The sequence below is a fragment of the Streptomyces sp. NPDC032940 genome, from assembly GCF_040636935.1.
Lineage (GTDB): Bacteria > Actinomycetota > Actinomycetes > Streptomycetales > Streptomycetaceae > Streptomyces.
In genome coordinates, this window is sequence record NZ_JBEZVJ010000012.1 from 111,689 (window position 1) to 128,353 (window position 16,665).

Sequence of the window (16,665 nt, forward strand, 5' to 3'; positions counted from 1 at the left end):
CGCAGGGCTCGGCACGCCCGCGGAGGGTGGGGCCCGAGGGCCCTCGAAGGAGAAGGGGCGCCTGGTGTTCACAAGCGTTTTGATGATCGAGAAGGCCCTGACGTCCGCCGACGTGGAGTTCGTCACCACCTTGCACGGGGACGAACCGGTCGCCTTCCACGTGCTGCTCCAGCCACGCGGCGACCAGGCCGACCGGCTGCTGCGGGCCATCGACGACGTCGCCCTCGGCGAGCTCGACGACGCGGTCCGCGAGGGCGAGACCCCGGAAGGGGAGGAGGCGCTCAGCGTCGGGCAGCGGGCGCTGGAGGTGTCCCTCACCGCCCTGCGCGCGTCCGGCGCGGAGGCCGAGGGCCGTCTGATCGAGGACCACCCGCTGGACGCGCTCAGGTCGCTGGTCCGGGAGATCGACGCCGACGAGGTGATCGTCCTGACCGACCCGCACTACGTGGAGGAGTTCTTCCACCGGGACTGGGCCTCGCGGGCCCGGCACAAGGTCGGCGTACCGGTGCTGAAGCTGTTCTCCCACAGCAAGGCATAGGCTGGGGCCGCGCTCCGGGCCCCGCGCCGGGGGCGCACCCACCAGCACCCGTCACACGTACCAGCACGCACCGCACCTCTGGGGAGAACAGCGCATGGCACCCGGCCTTCCTACCGCCATGGACCGACCGCACTTCATCGGCATCGGCGGCGCCGGGATGTCGGGCATCGCCAAGATCCTCGCCCAGCGCGGGGCCGCGGTGGCGGGCAGCGACGCGAAGGACTCCGCGACCGCCGAGGCGCTGCGGGCACTGGGCGCGACCGTGCACATCGGGCACGCGGCGGAGCACCTCGCCGACGACGCGAGCTGTGTGGTCGTCTCGTCGGCGATCCGCGAGGACAACCCGGAGCTGGCCCGCGCGGCCGAGCTGGGCATCCCCGTCGTGCACCGCTCCGACGCCCTCGCCGCCCTGATGAACGGGCTGCGCCCGATCGCGGTGGCCGGCACCCACGGCAAGACCACGACCACCTCCATGCTCGCGGTCTCCCTCTCCGAGCTGGGCCGCGGCCCGTCGTACGCGATCGGCGGCGACCTGGACGCGCCCGGTTCCAACGCCCTGCACGGCGACGGCGAGATCTTCGTCGCCGAGGCCGACGAGAGCGACCGCAGCTTCCACAAGTACGCGCCCGAGGTCGCCATCGTCCTCAACGTCGAGCTGGACCACCACGCCAACTACGCGTCGATGGACGAGATCTACGAGTCCTTCGAGACCTTCGCCGGCAAGATCGTCCCCGGCGGCACGCTGGTGATCTCCGCCGACCACGAGGGCGCCCGCGAGCTGACCCGGCGCCTGGCCGGCACGGTGCGGACGGTGACGTACGGCGAGTCCGAGGACGCCGACGTGCGCGTCCTGGCGGTCGTCCCGCAGGGCCTCAGGAGCGAGGTCACCGTGCTCATGGACGGCACCGAGCTGACCTTCGGGGTCTCCGTGCCCGGCCGCCACTACGCCCACAACGCGGTCGCCGCCCTCGCCGCGGGCGCCGCCCTGGGCATCCCCGCCGCCGAGCTGGCCCCCGCCCTGGCCGCCTACACGGGCGTCAAGCGGCGCCTCCAGCTCAAGGGCGAGGCGGCCGGTGTGCAGGTCGTCGACTCCTACGCGCACCACCCCACCGAGATGACGGCGGACCTGGAGGCCATGCGCGCCGCGGTCGGCGACGCCCGCATCCTGGTCCTCTTCCAGCCGCACCTGTTCTCCCGCACCCAGGAGCTCGGCAAGGAGATGGGCCAGGCGCTCGCCCTGGCCGACGCGTCGGTGGTCCTCGACATCTACCCGGCCCGCGAGGACCCGGTCCCCGGGGTCACCAGCGAGCTGATCATCGAGGCGGCGCGGGCGGCGGGCGCCGACGTGACCCCGGTCCACGACAGGGACGCGGCGCCCGCGGCGGTCGCGGGAATGGCGAAGGCCGGTGATCTCGTTCTCACCATGGGCGCGGGCGACGTCACCGACCTCGGACCGCGCATCCTGGACGAGCTGTCGAACACGGGCGAGTGAGGGGCTGAGTACTCATGGCGTACGACGTCGAGAAGCCGGACGAGCAGTGGCGCGCGGAGCTGGAGCCCGCCGAGTACGCCGTGCTCCGCCAGGCCGCCACGGAGCCCGCCTTCACCGGTGAGTACACCGACACGAAGACCGAGGGCGTCTACTCCTGCCGTGCCTGCGGCGCCGAGCTGTTCACCTCGGAGACCAAGTTCGCCTCGCACTGCGGCTGGCCGTCCTTCTTCGACCCGAAGGACACCGACGCGGTCGAGCTGATCGAGGACCGCTCCCACGGCATGGTCCGCACCGAGGTGCGCTGCGCCCGCTGCGGCTCCCACCTCGGGCACGTCTTCGAGGGCGAGGGGTATCCGACCCCGACCGACCAGCGGTACTGCATCAACAGCATCGCGCTGCGGCTGGCGCCCACCGAAGGCTGACACGGCCCTTCGGGGAACGCCCTGACGGGGCGCGGGTCCACGGTCCACTCCGTGAGCCCGCGCCCCGTCGGCGTTCCACCTCCCCGCGCGGCCCACGCCGCCCGCGGTCACCCCGCCGGGAGCGCCGCCTCGACGTGGGCGAGCTGCGCGGCGAGGAGCTCCTCGAACGCGGCGCGGCGGTCCGCCCCGCGGAGGGCGAGGGCGAGGGCGCGGGCGAAGTGGGCCGGGGCCCAGAAGCGCGCCGGGCCGGCGCCGAGAACCGCCACGCGGAACAGCTCCATGCCCTGCTCGTGCTCCCGCGGGTCGACGGTGCTCACGCCGCCCTCCGAGGCGGTCAACGCGGCGACGAGGACCGCCGGCCGGTGGTAGCTCGCCGGGATCTCCTCGTCGGGCGGCCCCGACGCGCGCAGGGCCCGGAGCACTCCTCCGTCACCAGCCGGGAACCGGTGCCGCACGACGCGTAGCACCCCCGGACCGAGGCGATCCCATCGACGCCGCGCTCGCGGCCCTCCACCGCGTGGCGATGCACGGCCGACCGGGCCGGGCGGAGGCCGGAGCGGACGCCGTGGTGAACGCCGGTGTGAACGCCCCGACATGGGGAAGGAGTCGCCCCGGACCGAAGGGCGCCGCGACACCCCCGTCTACACTCGACCGGCGACGGCCCCACCGACCGTGGCCGGAGCGGGCAGCTTCTGCCAGACCCCGAAGGGCATGCGGCGTTGTGATACGGATGGAAGCAGTCACCAAGCGGTATCCGGACGGCACGACGGCGGTCGACCGGCTGTCGCTGGAGATCCCCGACCGGTCGATCACCGTCCTCGTGGGCCCCTCGGGCTGCGGCAAGACGACGACCCTGCGGATGATCAACCGGATGGTCGAGCCGACCGAGGGCACCATCCTCCTCGACGGCGCGGACATCCAGCGCCAACCGGTCACCACGCTGCGCCGGTCCATGGGGTACGTCATCCAGAACGCCGGCCTCTTCCAGCACCGGACGATCCTCGACAACATCGCCACCGTGCCCCGCATGCTCGGCTGGGGCAAGCAGAAGTCCCGGGCGCGGGCCGCGGAGTTGATGGAGCGGGTCGGGCTCGACACGGCCCTCGGGAAGCGGTACCCGTACCAGCTCTCCGGCGGACAGCAGCAGCGCGTCGGCGTGGCGCGGGCGCTCGCCGCCGATCCGCCGGTGCTGCTCATGGACGAGCCGTTCTCGGCCGTCGACCCCGTGGTCCGCAAGGGCCTCCAGGACGAACTGCTGCGCATCCAGGACGAGCTGGGCAAGACGATCGTCTTCGTCACGCACGACATCGACGAGGCCGTCAAGCTCGGCACCAAGGTCGCGGTGATGCGCACCGGCGGCCGGCTCGCCCAGTTCGCGACCCCCGCCGAGCTGCTGTCCGATCCGGTGGACGCCTTCGTCGAGGACTTCCTCGGCGCCGACCGCGGCATCCGCAGGCTCTCCTTCTTCCCGTCCGCCGCACTGGAGCTGACGACCGACGCCGTCGTGCCGCTCGACGCCGGCGCCGAACGCCTCGCCGCCCCGGACGCCCCCTATCTCCTCGTGACCGACCCCGACGGCAGGCCCCTCGGCTGGGGCGAGCCGCGCGACCTGACCGCCGGGGACATCGCGCCGGACGCCCTCCTGCCGTACGGGCGGCCGTTCGTGCCCGGCACCGACTCGCTGCGGGCCGCGCTCGACTGCGCCGTGCTCTCACCCACCGGCTGGGCCGTCGCCGTGGACGCCGACGGCCGGGTGACCGGCGTCGTCTCCCAGCAGACCATCGGCGAGGCCATCCGCGCCGCCCACGCCGCAGGGCGCGCCGACGACGCCAAGGTCGCCTCGTGAACGGCTTCTTCGACATCCCGAGCGACCTGCAGAACACCTACTCCGGCCTGATCGGCCTGCACCTGCGCGAGGCGCTGCTGCCGGTGCTGGCCGGACTGCTGCTCGCGCTGCCCGTCGCCCAGCTCTGCGTGCGCTTCCGCTGGCTCTACCCGCCCGTGCTCGGCGTGACGACCGTGTTCTACGCCATCCCGTCGCTCGCCGTCTTCGTCGTCCTCATCGACTACACCGGCCAGACCGAGCTGACGGTGATGATCCCGCTGGCCGTCTACAGCCTGGTGGTGCTCGTCCCCGCCATCGTCGACGGCGTGCGGTCGGTGCCGCAGGAGACACTGGCCGCGGCGACGGCCATGGGCTTCGGGCCCGTACGGCGCTACCTCCAGGTGCAGTTGCCCATCGCCGTGCCCGCGATCCTCGCCGGGCTCCGGGTGGCCACCGCCTCCAGCATCTCCCTGGTCAGCGTCGGGGCCCTCATCGGCAACCAGGGCGCCCTCGGCAATCTGCTCGCGGACGCCCAGAAGTACGACCGGCCCGAGCTCGCGGTCAACTCCGTGGTCACGACGGCCGTGCTGGCCGTCCTGTGCGACGCCGCGCTGGTCCTCGCCCGGACGCTGCTGACCCCGTGGATGCCGCGCGGCACCCGCCCGCGCGCCGGGGACACCGGCGCCGCGCGGCAGGAGCAGCCCGTGGCGAAGGAGACGGCCCGGTGAACGTACTGAACTTCGTCAACGCCTTCTTCAGTGACGGCGCCCACTGGCACGGCTACGACGGCATCCCGCAACGCCTGCTGGAACACGTCCGGTACACCCTGCTGGCCCTCGCCCTCGCCGCCGCGATCGGTCTGCCCGTCGGACTGCTCACCGGGCACACCGGGCGGGGCGGCAACGCCGTCGCCTTCGTCGCCACCGCGGCCCGGGCCCTGCCCAGCTTCGGCCTGCTGGTGCTGATCGCCGTCGTGGTGGGCATCGGCCTGCTGCCGGTGATGATCCCGCTGGTCGTCCTCGCCGTACCGCCGATCCTGGTCACCACCTACGAGGCCGTCCGCTCCGTCGACCCCGCGCCGGTGGACGCCGCGCGAGGCCTGGGCATGCACGAGACGCGCATCCTCTTCCAGGTCGAACTGCCGGTCGCCCTCCCGCTGGTGCTCAGCGGACTGCGCTCGGCGGCCATCCAGGTCGTCTCGACGGCCACCATCGCCGCGTACGTCAGCCTGGGCGGCCTCGGCCGGTACATCATCGACGGGCTCTACCAGCGCGACTACGAGAAGGTCGTCGGCGGCGCCACCCTGGTAGCGCTCCTGGCGCTGGCCACGCTCGCCCTGTTCTGGGCGGCGGGCCGCTTCGCGGTGTCGCCGGGGGTGCGCAGGCGCTGACGGCCGGACGAGGACGTGCGGAAACCGTGACCCGGCCGTAGTTGACTGACCGACAAGCGGCTCGTTTGGATCGGTGGATGACTTCTACCGCGAAGCGCAGCAATTCCAGGACGAGGCACACCGGCGCGGCGGCCGTCGCGCTCACCGCCGCGGCGGCGCTCCTCGCGGGCTGTTCCTCCTCCGACGACACCTCGGACAACCCGCTGGCGGGGGAGAAGGCGAAGGCCGGCACGGTCGTCGTCGGCTCGAACAACTTCGCCGAGAGCACGCTGCTCGCCGACATCTACGGCGAGGCCCTCAAGGCCAAGGGTCTCGAGGTCACCTACAAGCACAACATCGGCAGCCGCGAGACGACGTACGGCCTGATGAAGAACGGCTCGGTCACGGTGCTGCCGGAGTACAACGGCTCGCTGCTGGCCTATCTCGACCCGAAGGCCGGACAGGAGTCCGCCGACGCCGTGAACACCGCCGTGAAGGCCAGGCTCGACAAGAGCCTGACGCTGCTGGAGTCGTCGCCGGCCGAGGACAAGGACTCGGTCAGCGTCAACGCCGAGACCGCGAAGAAGTACGGCCTGACCGCCGACTCCACCCTCGCCGACCTCAAGAAGGCCGCGCCCGAGCTGGCGATCGGCGGCTCGCCCGAGTTCCAGACCCGGCAACAGGGCCTCAAGGGCCTGGAGTCCGTCTACGGACTGAAGTTCAAGACCTTCAAGGCGCTCGACGCGGGCGGCCCGCTGACCCAGTCGGCGCTGGCCAAGAACACCGTGCAGGCCGCGGACGTCTTCACCACGGATCCGACCATCGTGAAGGAGAAGTTCGTCGTCCTGAAGGACCCGGAGAACCTGTTCGGGTTCGCCAACGTCACCCCGCTGGTCAACAAGGAGGGGCTGCCCCAGGAGGGCGTCGCCGCCCTGAACGCGGTCTCCGCCAAGCTGGACACCGAGACCCTCCTCGACCTGGACGCGCAGGTCCAGCTGGACAAGAAGGACCCCCTGGACGTGGCCAAGGAGTGGCTGAAGTCCGCGGGCCTCGCCTGACGCGAGCCCGACGCCCACGACGCCGCGGCCCCGGCCGCGGCGTCGCTCGCCCGGTTCGCTCCCTGACGGGCCCGTCCCGCTCAGGCGGGCCCGCCGGCCCGTTGCTCCAGCGGCTGCGCGGAGGCCCGCCGCTCGGCGCGGGCCCGTTTCCTGCGCCGTCGCCGTTCACGGCGGGACTCCTGGTCCGGCAGCCAGCCGAAGACGAGGCAGCTGCCGGTGCAGCCGAGGAGCAGGCCGATCAGGAAGCCGCCCAGATTGGACGTCAGCCAGGTGCCCAGTGAGGCCAGCACGCCGATGAGCGAGTAGAAGAGGCGCTGGGCCGGGGCGACGAGCGTGAGCAGTCCGCACAGCAGCATGACGACGGGCAGCAGGTAGCCGGCCACTCCCTGCATGCCGACGTGCAGGACGACCTTCAGCGACGCCTTCATGGTGAGCAGGACCTCCGCCCCGCCCAGGGCGAGCAGCAGCCCGCCCCAGAACGGCCGGCCGGACCGCCAGTCGCGGAAGGCGGCCCGCGGGCTCCTGCGCCGGTCGCCGGGCATCAGCAGCCCGAGTCGCTGAAGCGCATCTTCAGCCCGGGCAGCTTGAACACGCCGGCCGTGGTGGCGTAGTTGGTCTGCCGCAGGTTCTTGATGTGCACGGTGTCGGCCTGCTGGCTGAACACACCGATGGGGCCGCGGCCCTTCGGCCCGGCCTTGTCCAGCGTGCTGGCGTCGTTGCCGATCTCGATGTTGTTGAAGGCGGCGTCGCCGGACAGCAGCGTCGAGTCGGTGGTCAGGTCGCTCGCGGACACCTTCGTGTCCCCGCCGCCGGCGGTGATGAGCAGGTTGGTGCCGCCCAGGTCGACGCTCTGGCACAGCTTGGTGAGCGTCGCATCCTTGATCACGGAGGTGACGACCAGCACCTGCCCGCCGGTGTCGCCCGCGTTGGGGCTGCCCTCGGCCATGTTGTCGAGGCCGCCGAACTGGGCGAATCCGGTGCCGTCCAGCTCCGAGGCGGTGACGGTGAAGGGCATCCCGGAGATCGCGAACTGCACGCCGAGCGCGCCCTGAGCGGTGAGGATCGCCAGCCCCGCGGTGACCAGCGCGGCCGGCACCGCGAGCACGGCGGCCCGGCGCATCCTGACCCGCCCGCGTCTCGTGCCGTCCGCGCCCTGAGGCGTGGAACCGCTTTCCGGTCTGTCGTCGGGTTCGGGGGTGTTGCCGGCGGACGGGGTGACGTCCGAGGACGAGGCCATGTCTGCTCCCAGAGGCATAGTCAATGCGGATCGGGTCTCAGCGGCACGTTGTCCTGGCGCGGACAGCGGCTGGTGCGCACGCCTCCCCGGCAACTCCCGGCGGATGCAAGGGCTTTCACGTTACGCACCAGTAGCCATTCGGGAAGTTACCGGTGGTTACACGCGAGGGTCAAGCATGGTGTGAGTAAAGGGCGGAGATCATGTGCCGACGGCGTCACGGAGCTCAAACACCGTACGGACACTTGACTCTGACGGCGCATCAGCTCTACAACCGGAAGTGTTTCCCGGATCCGTGGCGCCGGATCCGTTCCCGCGGCCCCGTCCGCGTTCCCGGCCCCGAACAGGGCCTCACCGCACCTCCCGGGCGCAGCCCGGACGTTCGTCGCATCGGCCCGGCCGCATCCCCGCCGCCGGCCCGCCCCTGCTTCACGAACCCCACTTCAGAGAAGAGGCAGCCGCATGCGTACTCGTACCCTGCTCACGCTCACCGCAGCCGTCGCCGCACTGACCCTCCCCGCGGCACTGCCCGCGGCCGCGGCCGACACACCCGTTCTGACCACGGGCGCCGCCGGCGGTGCGCCGGTCGCGGCCGGCGACACCCTCACCGCCTCCCTGGCGAGCGGCACCACCGCCACGTTCCACTCCAGCGCCACCGGCACCAGCGGAGTCTCCTGCACGGCCTCGCAGTTCACCGTCTCCGTCACCGACAACCCCACCGCGCCCGGCACCGCCACCGAGTCGCTCACCGCCCACACCTTCGACAGCAGCACCTGCACCAGCAACGTCACGGGCGTCCTCGGCGTCACCGGCATCCAGGTCGCCAACCTGCCCTACACCACCACCGTCTCCTCCGACGGAGCCGTCGCGGTCACCCCGCCCAGCGGCTCCACCGTCCGCACCACGGTCACGCTGCGCACCCTCCTCGGCAGCGTCAACTGCGTCTACGAGGCACCCGGCCTGTCCGGCACGGCGAGCAACGCCGACAACTCGATCGCCTTCAGCGACCAGCACTTCACGAAGGTGTCCGGTTCCAGCCTCTGCTTCGCCAACGGGTACTTCACCGCCACCTACGCACCGGTCACCGACGGGGGCGCCACGGTCTTCGTCAACTGAGCGGGCGCACGCCGTGACACGGCGGGCCGGCCGGTGCACCGGATGCGCCGGCCGGCCCGTCGCCATGCGCCGGTGCGCTCCGTCGACCCCGGGGGGCCGAAGAACGCGCGCCGGTCCGTGAGTTATCGTGTACGGGGGGTTAACGCAGACGGCATGACCCGTCGAGTTCCAGCCCAGGAGAGTTCAGCCGATGGCGAGGCAGTTACGCGCCGAGCAGACCCGCGCGACCATCCTCCAGGCAGCCGCCGACCTGTTCGACCGGCACGGTTACGAGGCGACCAGCCTGGCCGAGATCGTCGAGCACGCCGGCGTCACCAAAGGCGCCCTGTACTTCCACTTCGCGGCGAAGGAGGACCTCGCCCACGCGATCATGGAGCTCCAGTCCAGAACCTGGCGCCGGCTGTCGACGGAGCTGGACGGCCGGGGCTACACCGCCCTGGAAGCCCTGATGCGCCTGACGTTCGTCATGGACCGGCTGTCCGCCGAGGGGCCGGTGCTGCGGGCCGGGGTGCGGCTCGCCACCGCGGGAGCGCCGGTGCGGCCTCCGCTGACGCACCCCTTCGCGCAGTGGGTGGGCATCGCCTCGTCCCGGCTCCTCGACGCCGTCGGACAGGGTGACCTCCCTCCGGAGACCGACGTCGAGTCGGTCGCCCACACCATCGTCTGCTCCTTCGTGGGGTCCCGTGTCGTGGGACTCACCCTGGAACCGGCCGCCCGGCAGCCCCGGCGGATGGCGGAGCTGTGGCACGTCCTGATCCGCGGCATGGTCCCGGTGACCCGCCGCGCCCGTTACCTCAGCCTCGCCGCCCGCCTGGAGCGCGAGGCGAGCATGGCCTGAGGGGGACTCCGCCGGGCGGCGCGGGGACGCCGGGCGGGGGGCTTGCGCGGCGTGTGCGCGCCGGGGGTGAGCAGGGGGCCGGGTGGGCCGAGGGACGGCGGCCCCGGGCCTGCGCGTCCCGGCTGAGAGCCGGCCCGCGCGGGCCGGTCGGTGAGCGGGCTGGTCGGTGAGCGGGCCGGTCGGTGAACGGTGCGGGCCGGTGGCCGAGGGGCCGGCTCCCGGGGGCCCGCGCCGGATGCGTGTCCGGCGGAGCCGAGTCGCGGACGCTACCGTGAGGCACATGGCCGACACCCCCTGCGAGACCGCCCCCGTCATCGTCGCCGACGAGCCCGGGTCCTTCCCCCACGGTGTGCTGGCCCACCGGCACCCCGCCATCCTCCGGCAGGTCCGGGAGGCGTACCCCTACGGCCCCGAGCGGCGCCGCGCCCTGGACGCGCTGCTGGCGGACTGCACCGCGGGCGTGATCGAACCCCTGCCCGCCGACGCCCACGACCGGGACCGCTGGGCGGCCTGGGGGCTCGCCGAGTACACCGGACGCTCCTGGTTCGACGTGCCCTGGCTGTGGGCCGAGAGCTACTTCTACCGCCGGCTCCTCGACGCTGTCGGCCACTTCGCCCCCGGTGCCTGGCAGGGTATCGACCCCTTCCGGCCCGCCAAGCTCACCGAACTCGACGCACCCGAGACGGCCGGGGAGCTCGCCGCGCTCGACCGCCTCGCCGGCCGGCCCGCCGACGAACAGCTGCGCGCCCTGCTGCACGGCTCCCTCTGGGGCAACCGCGCCGACCTGAGCTTCCGCCTCTCCACGGCCGGAGCCGGTGCCGACGGCGCCGCGGGGGCGCTGGTCGCCGACGACGGCGACGCGCTCCTGACCCTGCTGTCCGGAGGGGACGCGGCGACCCTCTGCCTCGTCGCCGACAACGCCGGCCGCGAACTCGTCCCCGACCTGCTCCTCGTCTCCCACCTCCTCGCGCACGGCCGCATCGGCCGAGCGGTCCTGCACGTCAAGCCGTACCCGTACTACGTCTCCGACGCCACCACCGCCGACGTGTTCGACGCGCTGCGCCGGCTGATCACGGCGGGCGGGGCCGCCGGGGAGTACGGCCGCACCCTGTGGTCCGCGCTGACCGACGGCCGCGTCACCGTCCGCGCCCACCCCTTCTCCGCCGCCCCGCTGCCCTACGCGGACATGCCCGACGGCCTGCGCGCCGACTTCGCCGCGGCCACGGTCACCGTCCTCAAGGGCGACCTGAACTACCGCCGCCTGGTGGGCGACCGCCGGTGGCCCCCGACGACGCCCTTCGCCGACGTCACCGCCTACTTCCCCGGCCCGGTCGCCGCGCTGCGCACCCTGAAGTCCGACGTGATCACCGGACTGGACGCGAGGACGGAGGCCGCGTTGACGGCGAGCGAGGGGCAGCGGTGGCGGACCGGCGGGACGCACGCGCTGATCCAGGTCGGGAACTGAGCCACCGGGGGCGGCGGGCGGCGGACGTGCCTCCCGGGACACGGGGCCGGCGAAAGGTGCCCCGTTCCGTCCCGGTTCACGCGATGGTGTGATCATGTCCCGGCCCGCGGATGCCGCCGAAGACCCCTGGGTAGGGCCCGGCCATGACGCAACAGCCCTTCGAACTCCCGCACTTCTACCTGCCGCATCCCGCGCGGCTCAACCCGCATCTCGACGAGGCCCGCTCCCACTCGACGACGTGGGCACGCGAGATGGGCATGCTGGAGGGGTCCGGGGTCTGGGAGCAGTCCGACCTCGACGCGCACGACTACGGCCTGCTCTGCGCCTACACCCACCCCGACTGCGACGGACCCGCGCTCTCCCTCATCACCGACTGGTACGTGTGGGTCTTCTTCTTCGACGACCACTTCCTGGAGAAGTTCAAGCGCAGCCAGGACCGGATCGGCGGCAAGGCCCATCTGGACCGGCTGCCCCTGTTCATGCCGCTCGACCCGGCCGCCGAGATGCCCGAGCCGGAAAATCCGGTCGAGGCCGGCCTCGCCGACCTGTGGCGGCGCACGGTGCCCGCCATGTCGGCCGGCTGGCGCCGCCGCTTCGCCGTCGCCACCGAGCACCTCCTCAACGAGTCCCTGTGGGAGCTGTCCAACATCAACGAGGGGCGGATCGCCAACCCCGTCGAGTACATCGAGATGCGCCGCAAGGTGGGCGGCGCCCCCTGGTCGGCCGGACTCGTGGAGTACGCGACCGCCGAAGTGCCCGCCGCCGTCGCCGGAAGCAGGCCCCTGCGGGTGCTGATGGAGACGTTCTCCGACGCCGTGCACCTGCGCAACGACCTGTTCTCGTACCAGCGTGAGGTCGAGGACGAGGGCGAGCTGAGCAACGGCGTGCTCGTCCTGGAGACGTTCTTCGGCTGCACCACCCAGGAGGCCGCCGACCTGGTCAACGACGTCCTCACCTCCCGGCTCCACCAGTTCGAGCACACCGCCTTCACCGAGGTCCCCGCGGTCGCCCTGGAGCAGGGGCTCACCCCGGCCGAGGCCGCGGCCGTCGGGGCGTACGCGAAGGGACTCCAGGACTGGCAGTCCGGCGGCCACGAGTGGCACATGCGCTCCAGCCGCTACATGAACAAGGGCGCCCGGCCCGCCGCCGGCTGGCAGGCGCTGACCGGCCCCGGCACCTCAGCGGCCGACGTCGGCGCCCTGCTCGCCGAGGCCGGCGCCCGGCGGGCCCGCCCCTACACGTTCGTGCCCTTCCAGAAGGTCGGGCCCTCGGTCATCCCCGACATCCACATGCCGTACCCGCTGGAGCTGAGCCCCGCGCTGGAGGGCTCCCGGCGCCATCTCCTCGCGTGGTCGCACCGGATGGGCATCCTCGGCGAAGGGGTCTGGGACGAGGACAAGCTCGCCAGTTGCGACCTCCCGCTGTGCGCCGCGGGGCTCGACCCGGACGCCACCCAGGAGCAGCTCGACCTCGCCTCCGACTGGCTGGCCTTCGGCACCTACGGCGACGACTACTACCCGCTGGTCTACGGCCACCGCCGCGACCTGGCCGCCGCCCGGCTCACCACGGCCCGCCTGTCGGCCTGCATGCCGCTGGACGGCGAGCCGGTACCGCCGCCCGCCAACGCCATGGAACGCGCCCTGATCGATCTGTGGGCGCGCACCACGGCGCACATGACGCCCGAGGAGCGGCGCCCCCTCAGGACCGCCGTCGACGCGATGACCGAGGCCTGGGTCTGGGAGCTGTCCAACCAGATCCACAACCGCGTCCCCGACCCCGTCGACTACCTGGAGATGCGTCGCGCCACCTTCGGCTCCGACCTCACCCTGGGCCTGTGCCGCGCCGGACACGGCCCGGCCGTGCCGCCCGACGTCTACCGCAGCGGCCCCGTCCGGTCCCTGGAGAACGCGGCGATCGACTACGCCTGCCTCCTCAACGACGTCTTCTCGTACCAGAAGGAGATCGAGTACGAGGGCGAGATGCACAACGCGGTCCTCGTCGTGCAGAACTTCTTCGGCATCGACTATCCGACCGCGCTGCCCGTCGTACAGGACCTGATGAACCAGCGCATGCGCCAGTTCGAGCACGTCGTCGCGCACGAACTGCCCGTCGTCTACGACGACTTCCAGCTCTCCGACGAGGCACGTGCCGTCATGCGGGGCTATGTGACGGACCTGCAGAACTGGATGGCCGGCATCCTCAACTGGCACCGGAGCGTCCCGCGTTACAAGGCGGAGTACCTGAGCGGACGCACCCACGGCTTCCTCCCGGACCGGCCCCCGGCCGTGCCGGTGCCGGCACCCATGCCCGTCCCCGGGTCGCGGAGCGCCCCGCTGCCCGCGCTCGGCTGACCCGGCCGGGGGCGCGCCGCCGGTCAGTCTCACTCGTTCGTGGCTCGTCGCGGGCCGGGGCGCCGGGTAGGCACTGCCCGGAGGCGAACGATGGAACAGACTGCGCTACGACCCAAGCCGATGCCCGGCCGCGACTGCGGCAGCGGCGCCCCGACCGGCCCGGCAGGGCGCCCGCACGCCGCGCGCGGGCGCCGCCGCCGGCTCACCAGCCTGCTGTGCGGCCTGCTCGCCGCCACGATCCTGCTCCTGGCGGGGGTCGGGCTCGGCACGGTGGGCGCCGCGGTGATCGGCATGAGCAGGCTCGCCGAGCCGCAGCGCGCGGCCGGAGCGCCGGGACCGGGCGCCCCGCCCGGCAGCCGGGCAGCGCCGGCACATCCGGCGGCCACCCCCGGCCCCTCCCCGGCACCGGCCGCCCCGACGCTCGGCGTGGAGGCCGTGGACGACGAGAAGGCGGGGGCCCTGGTCGTGGGCGTGCACGTGCCCGGCCCGGGGTACTCCGCGGGCCTGGTCAGGGGCGACGCGATCCTGGCGGTCGGCACCACCCGCATCGACTCGGCCGCCGACCTCGCCCGCGCCGTCGCCCGTGCCCGGCCCGGCAAGGAGGCCGAGCTGACCGTGCGCCACGAGAACGGCGACCGCGGACGGCTGACGGTCGTACCGGGGATCGTCACCTGAGCGTGCGGAAGCGGCAGGAGCGGCGGCCGGCCGGTGTCCACATACTAAGATCGGTGCCGGTGGGGGCGAGGTCCGCCGAGTGGTCCGGCCATCGGCTCGCGTCGTCTCCCCGGCCCGGGCAGGATGCTGCCCGAGACCCTTCGCCCGCCCAGGAGGCCCGGATGACCGGCAGTACGCCCGCTGCTTCCTTCACCGCCGACGACTACCGGGCCCGCATGGAGCGCGCCGCCCGGTCGGCCGCCGACGCCGGACTGGCCGGGCTGCTGGTGGCCCCGGGCCCGGACCTCGTGTGGCTGACCGGGTACGCGCCCACGGCGGCCACCGAACGCCTCACCCTGCTCGTCCTCGCCGCGGGCCAGGACCCCGTCCTCGTCGTGCCGGCCCTGGAGGCCCCCGACGCCGAGAAGGCCGTCGGCGCGCCCGCCCTGACCCTGCGCGACTGGACCGACGGCAAGGACCCCTACGCCGTCACCGCCGCGCTCCTCGACGGCTCGGGACGGTTCGGCATCAGCGACAACGCCTGGGCGATGCACCTCCTCGCCCTCCAGCGGGCGCTGCCCGGCACGTCGTACGCCTCCCTCACCGAGGCGCTGCCGATGCTGCGCGCCGTGAAGGACGCGGCGGAGCTGGAGCTGCTCGCGGCGGCCGGCGCGGCGGCGGACGCGGCGTTCGAGGAGATCCGCACGGTCTCCTTCCGCGGGCGCCGGGAATCCGACGTCGCCGCGGACCTCGCCGCGCTGCTGCGGCGCTTCGGCCACTCCCAGGTCGACTTCACCATCGTCGCCTCCGGACCGAACGGCGCCAATCCGCACCACGAGGTCGGCGACCGCGTCATCGAGGACGGCGACATGATCGTCCTCGACTTCGGCGGCCTCAAGAACGGGTACGGCTCCGACACCTCCCGCACGGTCCACGTCGGCGAGCCCACCGACGAGGAGCGCCGGGTGCACGACCTGGTCCGCGAGGCCCAGGAGGCCGGTTTCCGGGCGGTGCGGCCCGGCGTCGCCTGCCAGGAGATCGACCGGGCCGCGCGCGCCGTCATCGCCGACGCCGGATACGGGGAGTACTTCATCCACCGCACCGGCCACGGCATCGGGGTCACCACGCACGAGCCGCCCTACATGATCGAGGGCGAGGAGCAGCCCCTCGTGCCCGGCATGTGCTTCTCCGTCGAGCCCGGCGTCTATCTGCCCGGCCGGTTCGGGGTCCGCATCGAGGACATCGTCACCGTCACCGAGGACGGCGGCCGGCGCCTGAACGACACCACCCGGGAGATGGTCATAGTGGACTGAGCCGCCACGCACAGACCCGCCACCCTCCGGAAGACGACGCCCCGACCATGACCCAGGCACCGACACCGACCGCGGACACGGTCCGCCGACTGGTCCGCGCCCTCCTCAGCGAGGGCGCGGAACCGGAGGTCCGGCCCGTCGCGGAGGGCGCCGAGCCCACCACCTGGTGGGTCGGCACCCGCCACGTACTGCGGCTGGCCCCCGACCGCGAGAGCGCCGTGCGCCAGCGCCGTGAGCTGCGGCTGCGCGACCTGGTCCGTCCGCACCTGTCCGTCGCGGTGCCGACGAGCGTGGCGCACGGCGAGTGGGCGCCGGGGCTGACGTACACGCTGGACACCAAGGTGCCCGGCGGGTCGGGCGAGCAGCACCATGTGTCCGCCGTCGGCGAGGCCGACCTGGCGGCGCTGCTCACCGGGCTGCGCGAGGTACCGGTCCGCCAGGCCGAGACCCTCGGCGTGCCGCGGGCCGCCCCGCGCCCCCTGGAGACGCTGCGCCGCGCCGCCGAGAGCGCCGCCCGGCGTCTCGCCGAGGCCGACGAGTTCGACCCGGCCCGGCCGGAACGGCTGACGGCCGCGGCGGCGGCCCAGCTGGGCGCCCAGCCAGGGGCCGCCGTCCTCGTCCACCACGGCCTGGCCGGCGAGCACCTCGTCGTCGGCGCCGACGGACGGGTGCGCGCGGTCCTCGGCTGGACGGACGCGGTCCTCGGCGACCCGGCCGAGGACATCGCCGGACTCGCCCTCTCCGTCGGCTCGCCCGCCGCCGTACGCGCCGCCACCCTGGCCGGCTACGGCGCCCGGCCCTGTCTGCGCGGCCTGTGGCTGGCCCGCTGCGACACCGTCGTCCACCTCACCGACGCCCTGGCCGGCCGGTCGGCCACGCCCCTGCCCCTGCTGCGGACCCGGCTGCGCCGCGCCTGGGAGCCGATCCTGCTGGAGCGGGTGACGGAGCTCCGCGAGGACGACGCGGACGGCACCGCCCGGTAGCCCGGGC

16 protein-coding genes and 1 pseudogene are annotated in these 16,665 nt (G+C 73.3%); 14 read left to right on the forward strand and 3 right to left on the reverse strand.

Annotated features, from left to right (window positions below; genetic code table 11):
• Nucleotides 1-64: 64 nt before the first annotated feature.
• The 3 genes from AB0E77_RS17515 (at nt 65) to msrB (ending at nt 2,452) form a co-directional block, all read left to right on the forward strand.
• Nucleotides 65-538, forward strand: a complete 474-nt coding sequence (locus tag AB0E77_RS17515) for an indole-3-glycerol phosphate synthase (protein WP_361571119.1) — start codon at nt 65-67, stop codon at nt 536-538.
• Between the two features lie 94 nt (nt 539-632).
• Entirely contained in the window at nt 633-2,030 is a 1,398-nt protein-coding gene (gene murC, locus AB0E77_RS17520) for a UDP-N-acetylmuramate--L-alanine ligase (protein ID WP_361571122.1), read from the forward strand.
• Nucleotides 2,031-2,044: 14 nt separating this feature from the next.
• A complete protein-coding gene (gene msrB / locus AB0E77_RS17525) occupies nt 2,045-2,452 on the forward strand; it encodes a peptide-methionine (R)-S-oxide reductase MsrB (RefSeq protein WP_361571128.1) in 408 nt (135 codons plus the stop codon).
• Nucleotides 2,453-2,559: 107 nt separating this feature from the next.
• Here msrB and AB0E77_RS17530 read toward each other — a convergent pair.
• Nucleotides 2,560-2,936: pseudogene (locus AB0E77_RS17530) on the reverse strand (TetR/AcrR family transcriptional regulator); the annotation flags it as partial.
• A 237-nt stretch (nt 2,937-3,173) separates the two neighbouring features.
• Between AB0E77_RS17530 and AB0E77_RS17535 the strand changes: the two are divergent.
• From AB0E77_RS17535 to AB0E77_RS17550, 4 genes are all read left to right on the forward strand, one after another.
• The gene (locus AB0E77_RS17535) at nt 3,174-4,298 is read left to right on the forward strand and encodes an ABC transporter ATP-binding protein (protein WP_361571134.1); all 1,125 of its coding nucleotides are present in this window, start codon (nt 3,174-3,176) and stop codon (nt 4,296-4,298) included.
• Nucleotides 4,295-5,005: an ABC transporter permease subunit gene (locus tag AB0E77_RS17540; protein ID WP_361571138.1), complete on the forward strand. Its 711-nt coding sequence runs from the start codon at nt 4,295-4,297 to the stop codon at nt 5,003-5,005. The genes AB0E77_RS17535 and AB0E77_RS17540 overlap by 4 nt, the downstream gene beginning before the upstream one ends.
• Nucleotides 5,002-5,667: an ABC transporter permease gene (locus tag AB0E77_RS17545; RefSeq protein WP_361571140.1), complete on the forward strand. Its 666-nt coding sequence runs from the start codon at nt 5,002-5,004 to the stop codon at nt 5,665-5,667. The genes AB0E77_RS17540 and AB0E77_RS17545 overlap by 4 nt, the downstream gene beginning before the upstream one ends.
• Nucleotides 5,668-5,744: 77 nt before the next feature.
• Nucleotides 5,745-6,704 carry an ABC transporter substrate-binding protein gene (locus AB0E77_RS17550; RefSeq protein ID WP_361571143.1) on the forward strand — a complete coding sequence of 320 codons (960 nt, stop codon included), beginning with the start codon at nt 5,745-5,747 and terminating at the stop codon, nt 6,702-6,704.
• An 80-nt stretch (nt 6,705-6,784) separates the two neighbouring features.
• On the opposite strand, the gene AB0E77_RS17555 is transcribed toward AB0E77_RS17550, so the two are convergent.
• Complete coding sequence (locus tag AB0E77_RS17555; protein ID WP_361571146.1) at nt 6,785-7,246, reverse strand: DUF6114 domain-containing protein; 462 nt, start codon at nt 7,244-7,246, stop codon at nt 6,785-6,787.
• Nucleotides 7,246-7,941 (reverse strand): DUF6230 family protein, encoded by a 696-nt coding sequence (locus AB0E77_RS17560; protein ID WP_361571149.1) that lies wholly within the window; start codon nt 7,939-7,941, stop codon nt 7,246-7,248. Before AB0E77_RS17560 ends, AB0E77_RS17555 begins: the two co-directional genes overlap by 1 nt.
• 459 nt (nt 7,942-8,400) lie before the next feature.
• Here AB0E77_RS17560 and AB0E77_RS17565 point away from each other — a divergent pair, with 459 nt between their 5' ends.
• The 7 genes from AB0E77_RS17565 to AB0E77_RS17595 all read left to right on the forward strand — a co-directional run bounded on the left by AB0E77_RS17565 (nt 8,401) and on the right by AB0E77_RS17595 (nt 16,658).
• A complete protein-coding gene (locus AB0E77_RS17565; RefSeq protein ID WP_361571152.1) occupies nt 8,401-9,054 on the forward strand; it encodes a Tat pathway signal sequence domain protein in 654 nt (217 codons plus the stop codon).
• 190 nt (nt 9,055-9,244) lie between these two features.
• Nucleotides 9,245-9,892, forward strand: a complete 648-nt coding sequence (locus AB0E77_RS17570) for a ScbR family autoregulator-binding transcription factor (RefSeq protein ID WP_361571155.1) — start codon at nt 9,245-9,247, stop codon at nt 9,890-9,892.
• Between the two features lie 280 nt (nt 9,893-10,172).
• Nucleotides 10,173-11,357, forward strand: a complete 1,185-nt coding sequence (locus AB0E77_RS17575) for a damage-control phosphatase ARMT1 family protein (RefSeq protein ID WP_361571158.1) — start codon at nt 10,173-10,175, stop codon at nt 11,355-11,357.
• 143 nt (nt 11,358-11,500) lie between these two features.
• Nucleotides 11,501-13,708: a germacradienol/geosmin synthase Cyc2 gene (gene cyc2 / locus AB0E77_RS17580; protein ID WP_361571161.1), complete on the forward strand. Its 2,208-nt coding sequence runs from the start codon at nt 11,501-11,503 to the stop codon at nt 13,706-13,708.
• Nucleotides 13,709-13,798: 90 nt separating this feature from the next.
• On the forward strand, nt 13,799-14,383 hold the full coding sequence (locus tag AB0E77_RS17585; RefSeq protein ID WP_361571164.1) for a PDZ domain-containing protein: 585 nt from the start codon (nt 13,799-13,801) through the stop codon (nt 14,381-14,383).
• Between the two features lie 161 nt (nt 14,384-14,544).
• Nucleotides 14,545-15,675: an aminopeptidase P family protein gene (locus tag AB0E77_RS17590; protein ID WP_361571167.1), complete on the forward strand. Its 1,131-nt coding sequence runs from the start codon at nt 14,545-14,547 to the stop codon at nt 15,673-15,675.
• Between the two features lie 47 nt (nt 15,676-15,722).
• A complete protein-coding gene (locus tag AB0E77_RS17595) occupies nt 15,723-16,658 on the forward strand; it encodes an aminoglycoside phosphotransferase family protein (protein ID WP_361571170.1) in 936 nt (311 codons plus the stop codon).
• The last annotated feature ends 7 nt before the right edge of the window (nt 16,659-16,665 follow it).

What these genes read in the sequence shown, in the direction of transcription:
- murC (WP_361571122.1), top strand. Translation starts at nt 633, where the DNA reads ATGGCACCCGGCCTTCCTACCGCCATGGACCGACCGCACTTCATCGGC.
- msrB (WP_361571128.1), top strand. Translation starts at nt 2,045, where the DNA reads ATGGCGTACGACGTCGAGAAGCCGGACGAGCAGTGGCGCGCGGAGCTG.
- AB0E77_RS17550 (WP_361571143.1), top strand. Translation starts at nt 5,745, where the DNA reads ATGACTTCTACCGCGAAGCGCAGCAATTCCAGGACGAGGCACACCGGC.
- AB0E77_RS17555 (WP_361571146.1), bottom strand. Translation starts at nt 7,246, where the DNA reads ATGCCCGGCGACCGGCGCAGGAGCCCGCGGGCCGCCTTCCGCGACTGG.
- AB0E77_RS17560 (WP_361571149.1), bottom strand. Translation starts at nt 7,941, where the DNA reads ATGGCCTCGTCCTCGGACGTCACCCCGTCCGCCGGCAACACCCCCGAA.
- AB0E77_RS17565 (WP_361571152.1), top strand. Translation starts at nt 8,401, where the DNA reads ATGCGTACTCGTACCCTGCTCACGCTCACCGCAGCCGTCGCCGCACTG.
- AB0E77_RS17570 (WP_361571155.1), top strand. Translation starts at nt 9,245, where the DNA reads ATGGCGAGGCAGTTACGCGCCGAGCAGACCCGCGCGACCATCCTCCAG.
- AB0E77_RS17575 (WP_361571158.1), top strand. Translation starts at nt 10,173, where the DNA reads ATGGCCGACACCCCCTGCGAGACCGCCCCCGTCATCGTCGCCGACGAG.
- cyc2 (WP_361571161.1), top strand. Translation starts at nt 11,501, where the DNA reads ATGACGCAACAGCCCTTCGAACTCCCGCACTTCTACCTGCCGCATCCC.
- AB0E77_RS17585 (WP_361571164.1), top strand. Translation starts at nt 13,799, where the DNA reads ATGGAACAGACTGCGCTACGACCCAAGCCGATGCCCGGCCGCGACTGC.
- AB0E77_RS17590 (WP_361571167.1), top strand. Translation starts at nt 14,545, where the DNA reads ATGACCGGCAGTACGCCCGCTGCTTCCTTCACCGCCGACGACTACCGG.
- AB0E77_RS17595 (WP_361571170.1), top strand. Translation starts at nt 15,723, where the DNA reads ATGACCCAGGCACCGACACCGACCGCGGACACGGTCCGCCGACTGGTC.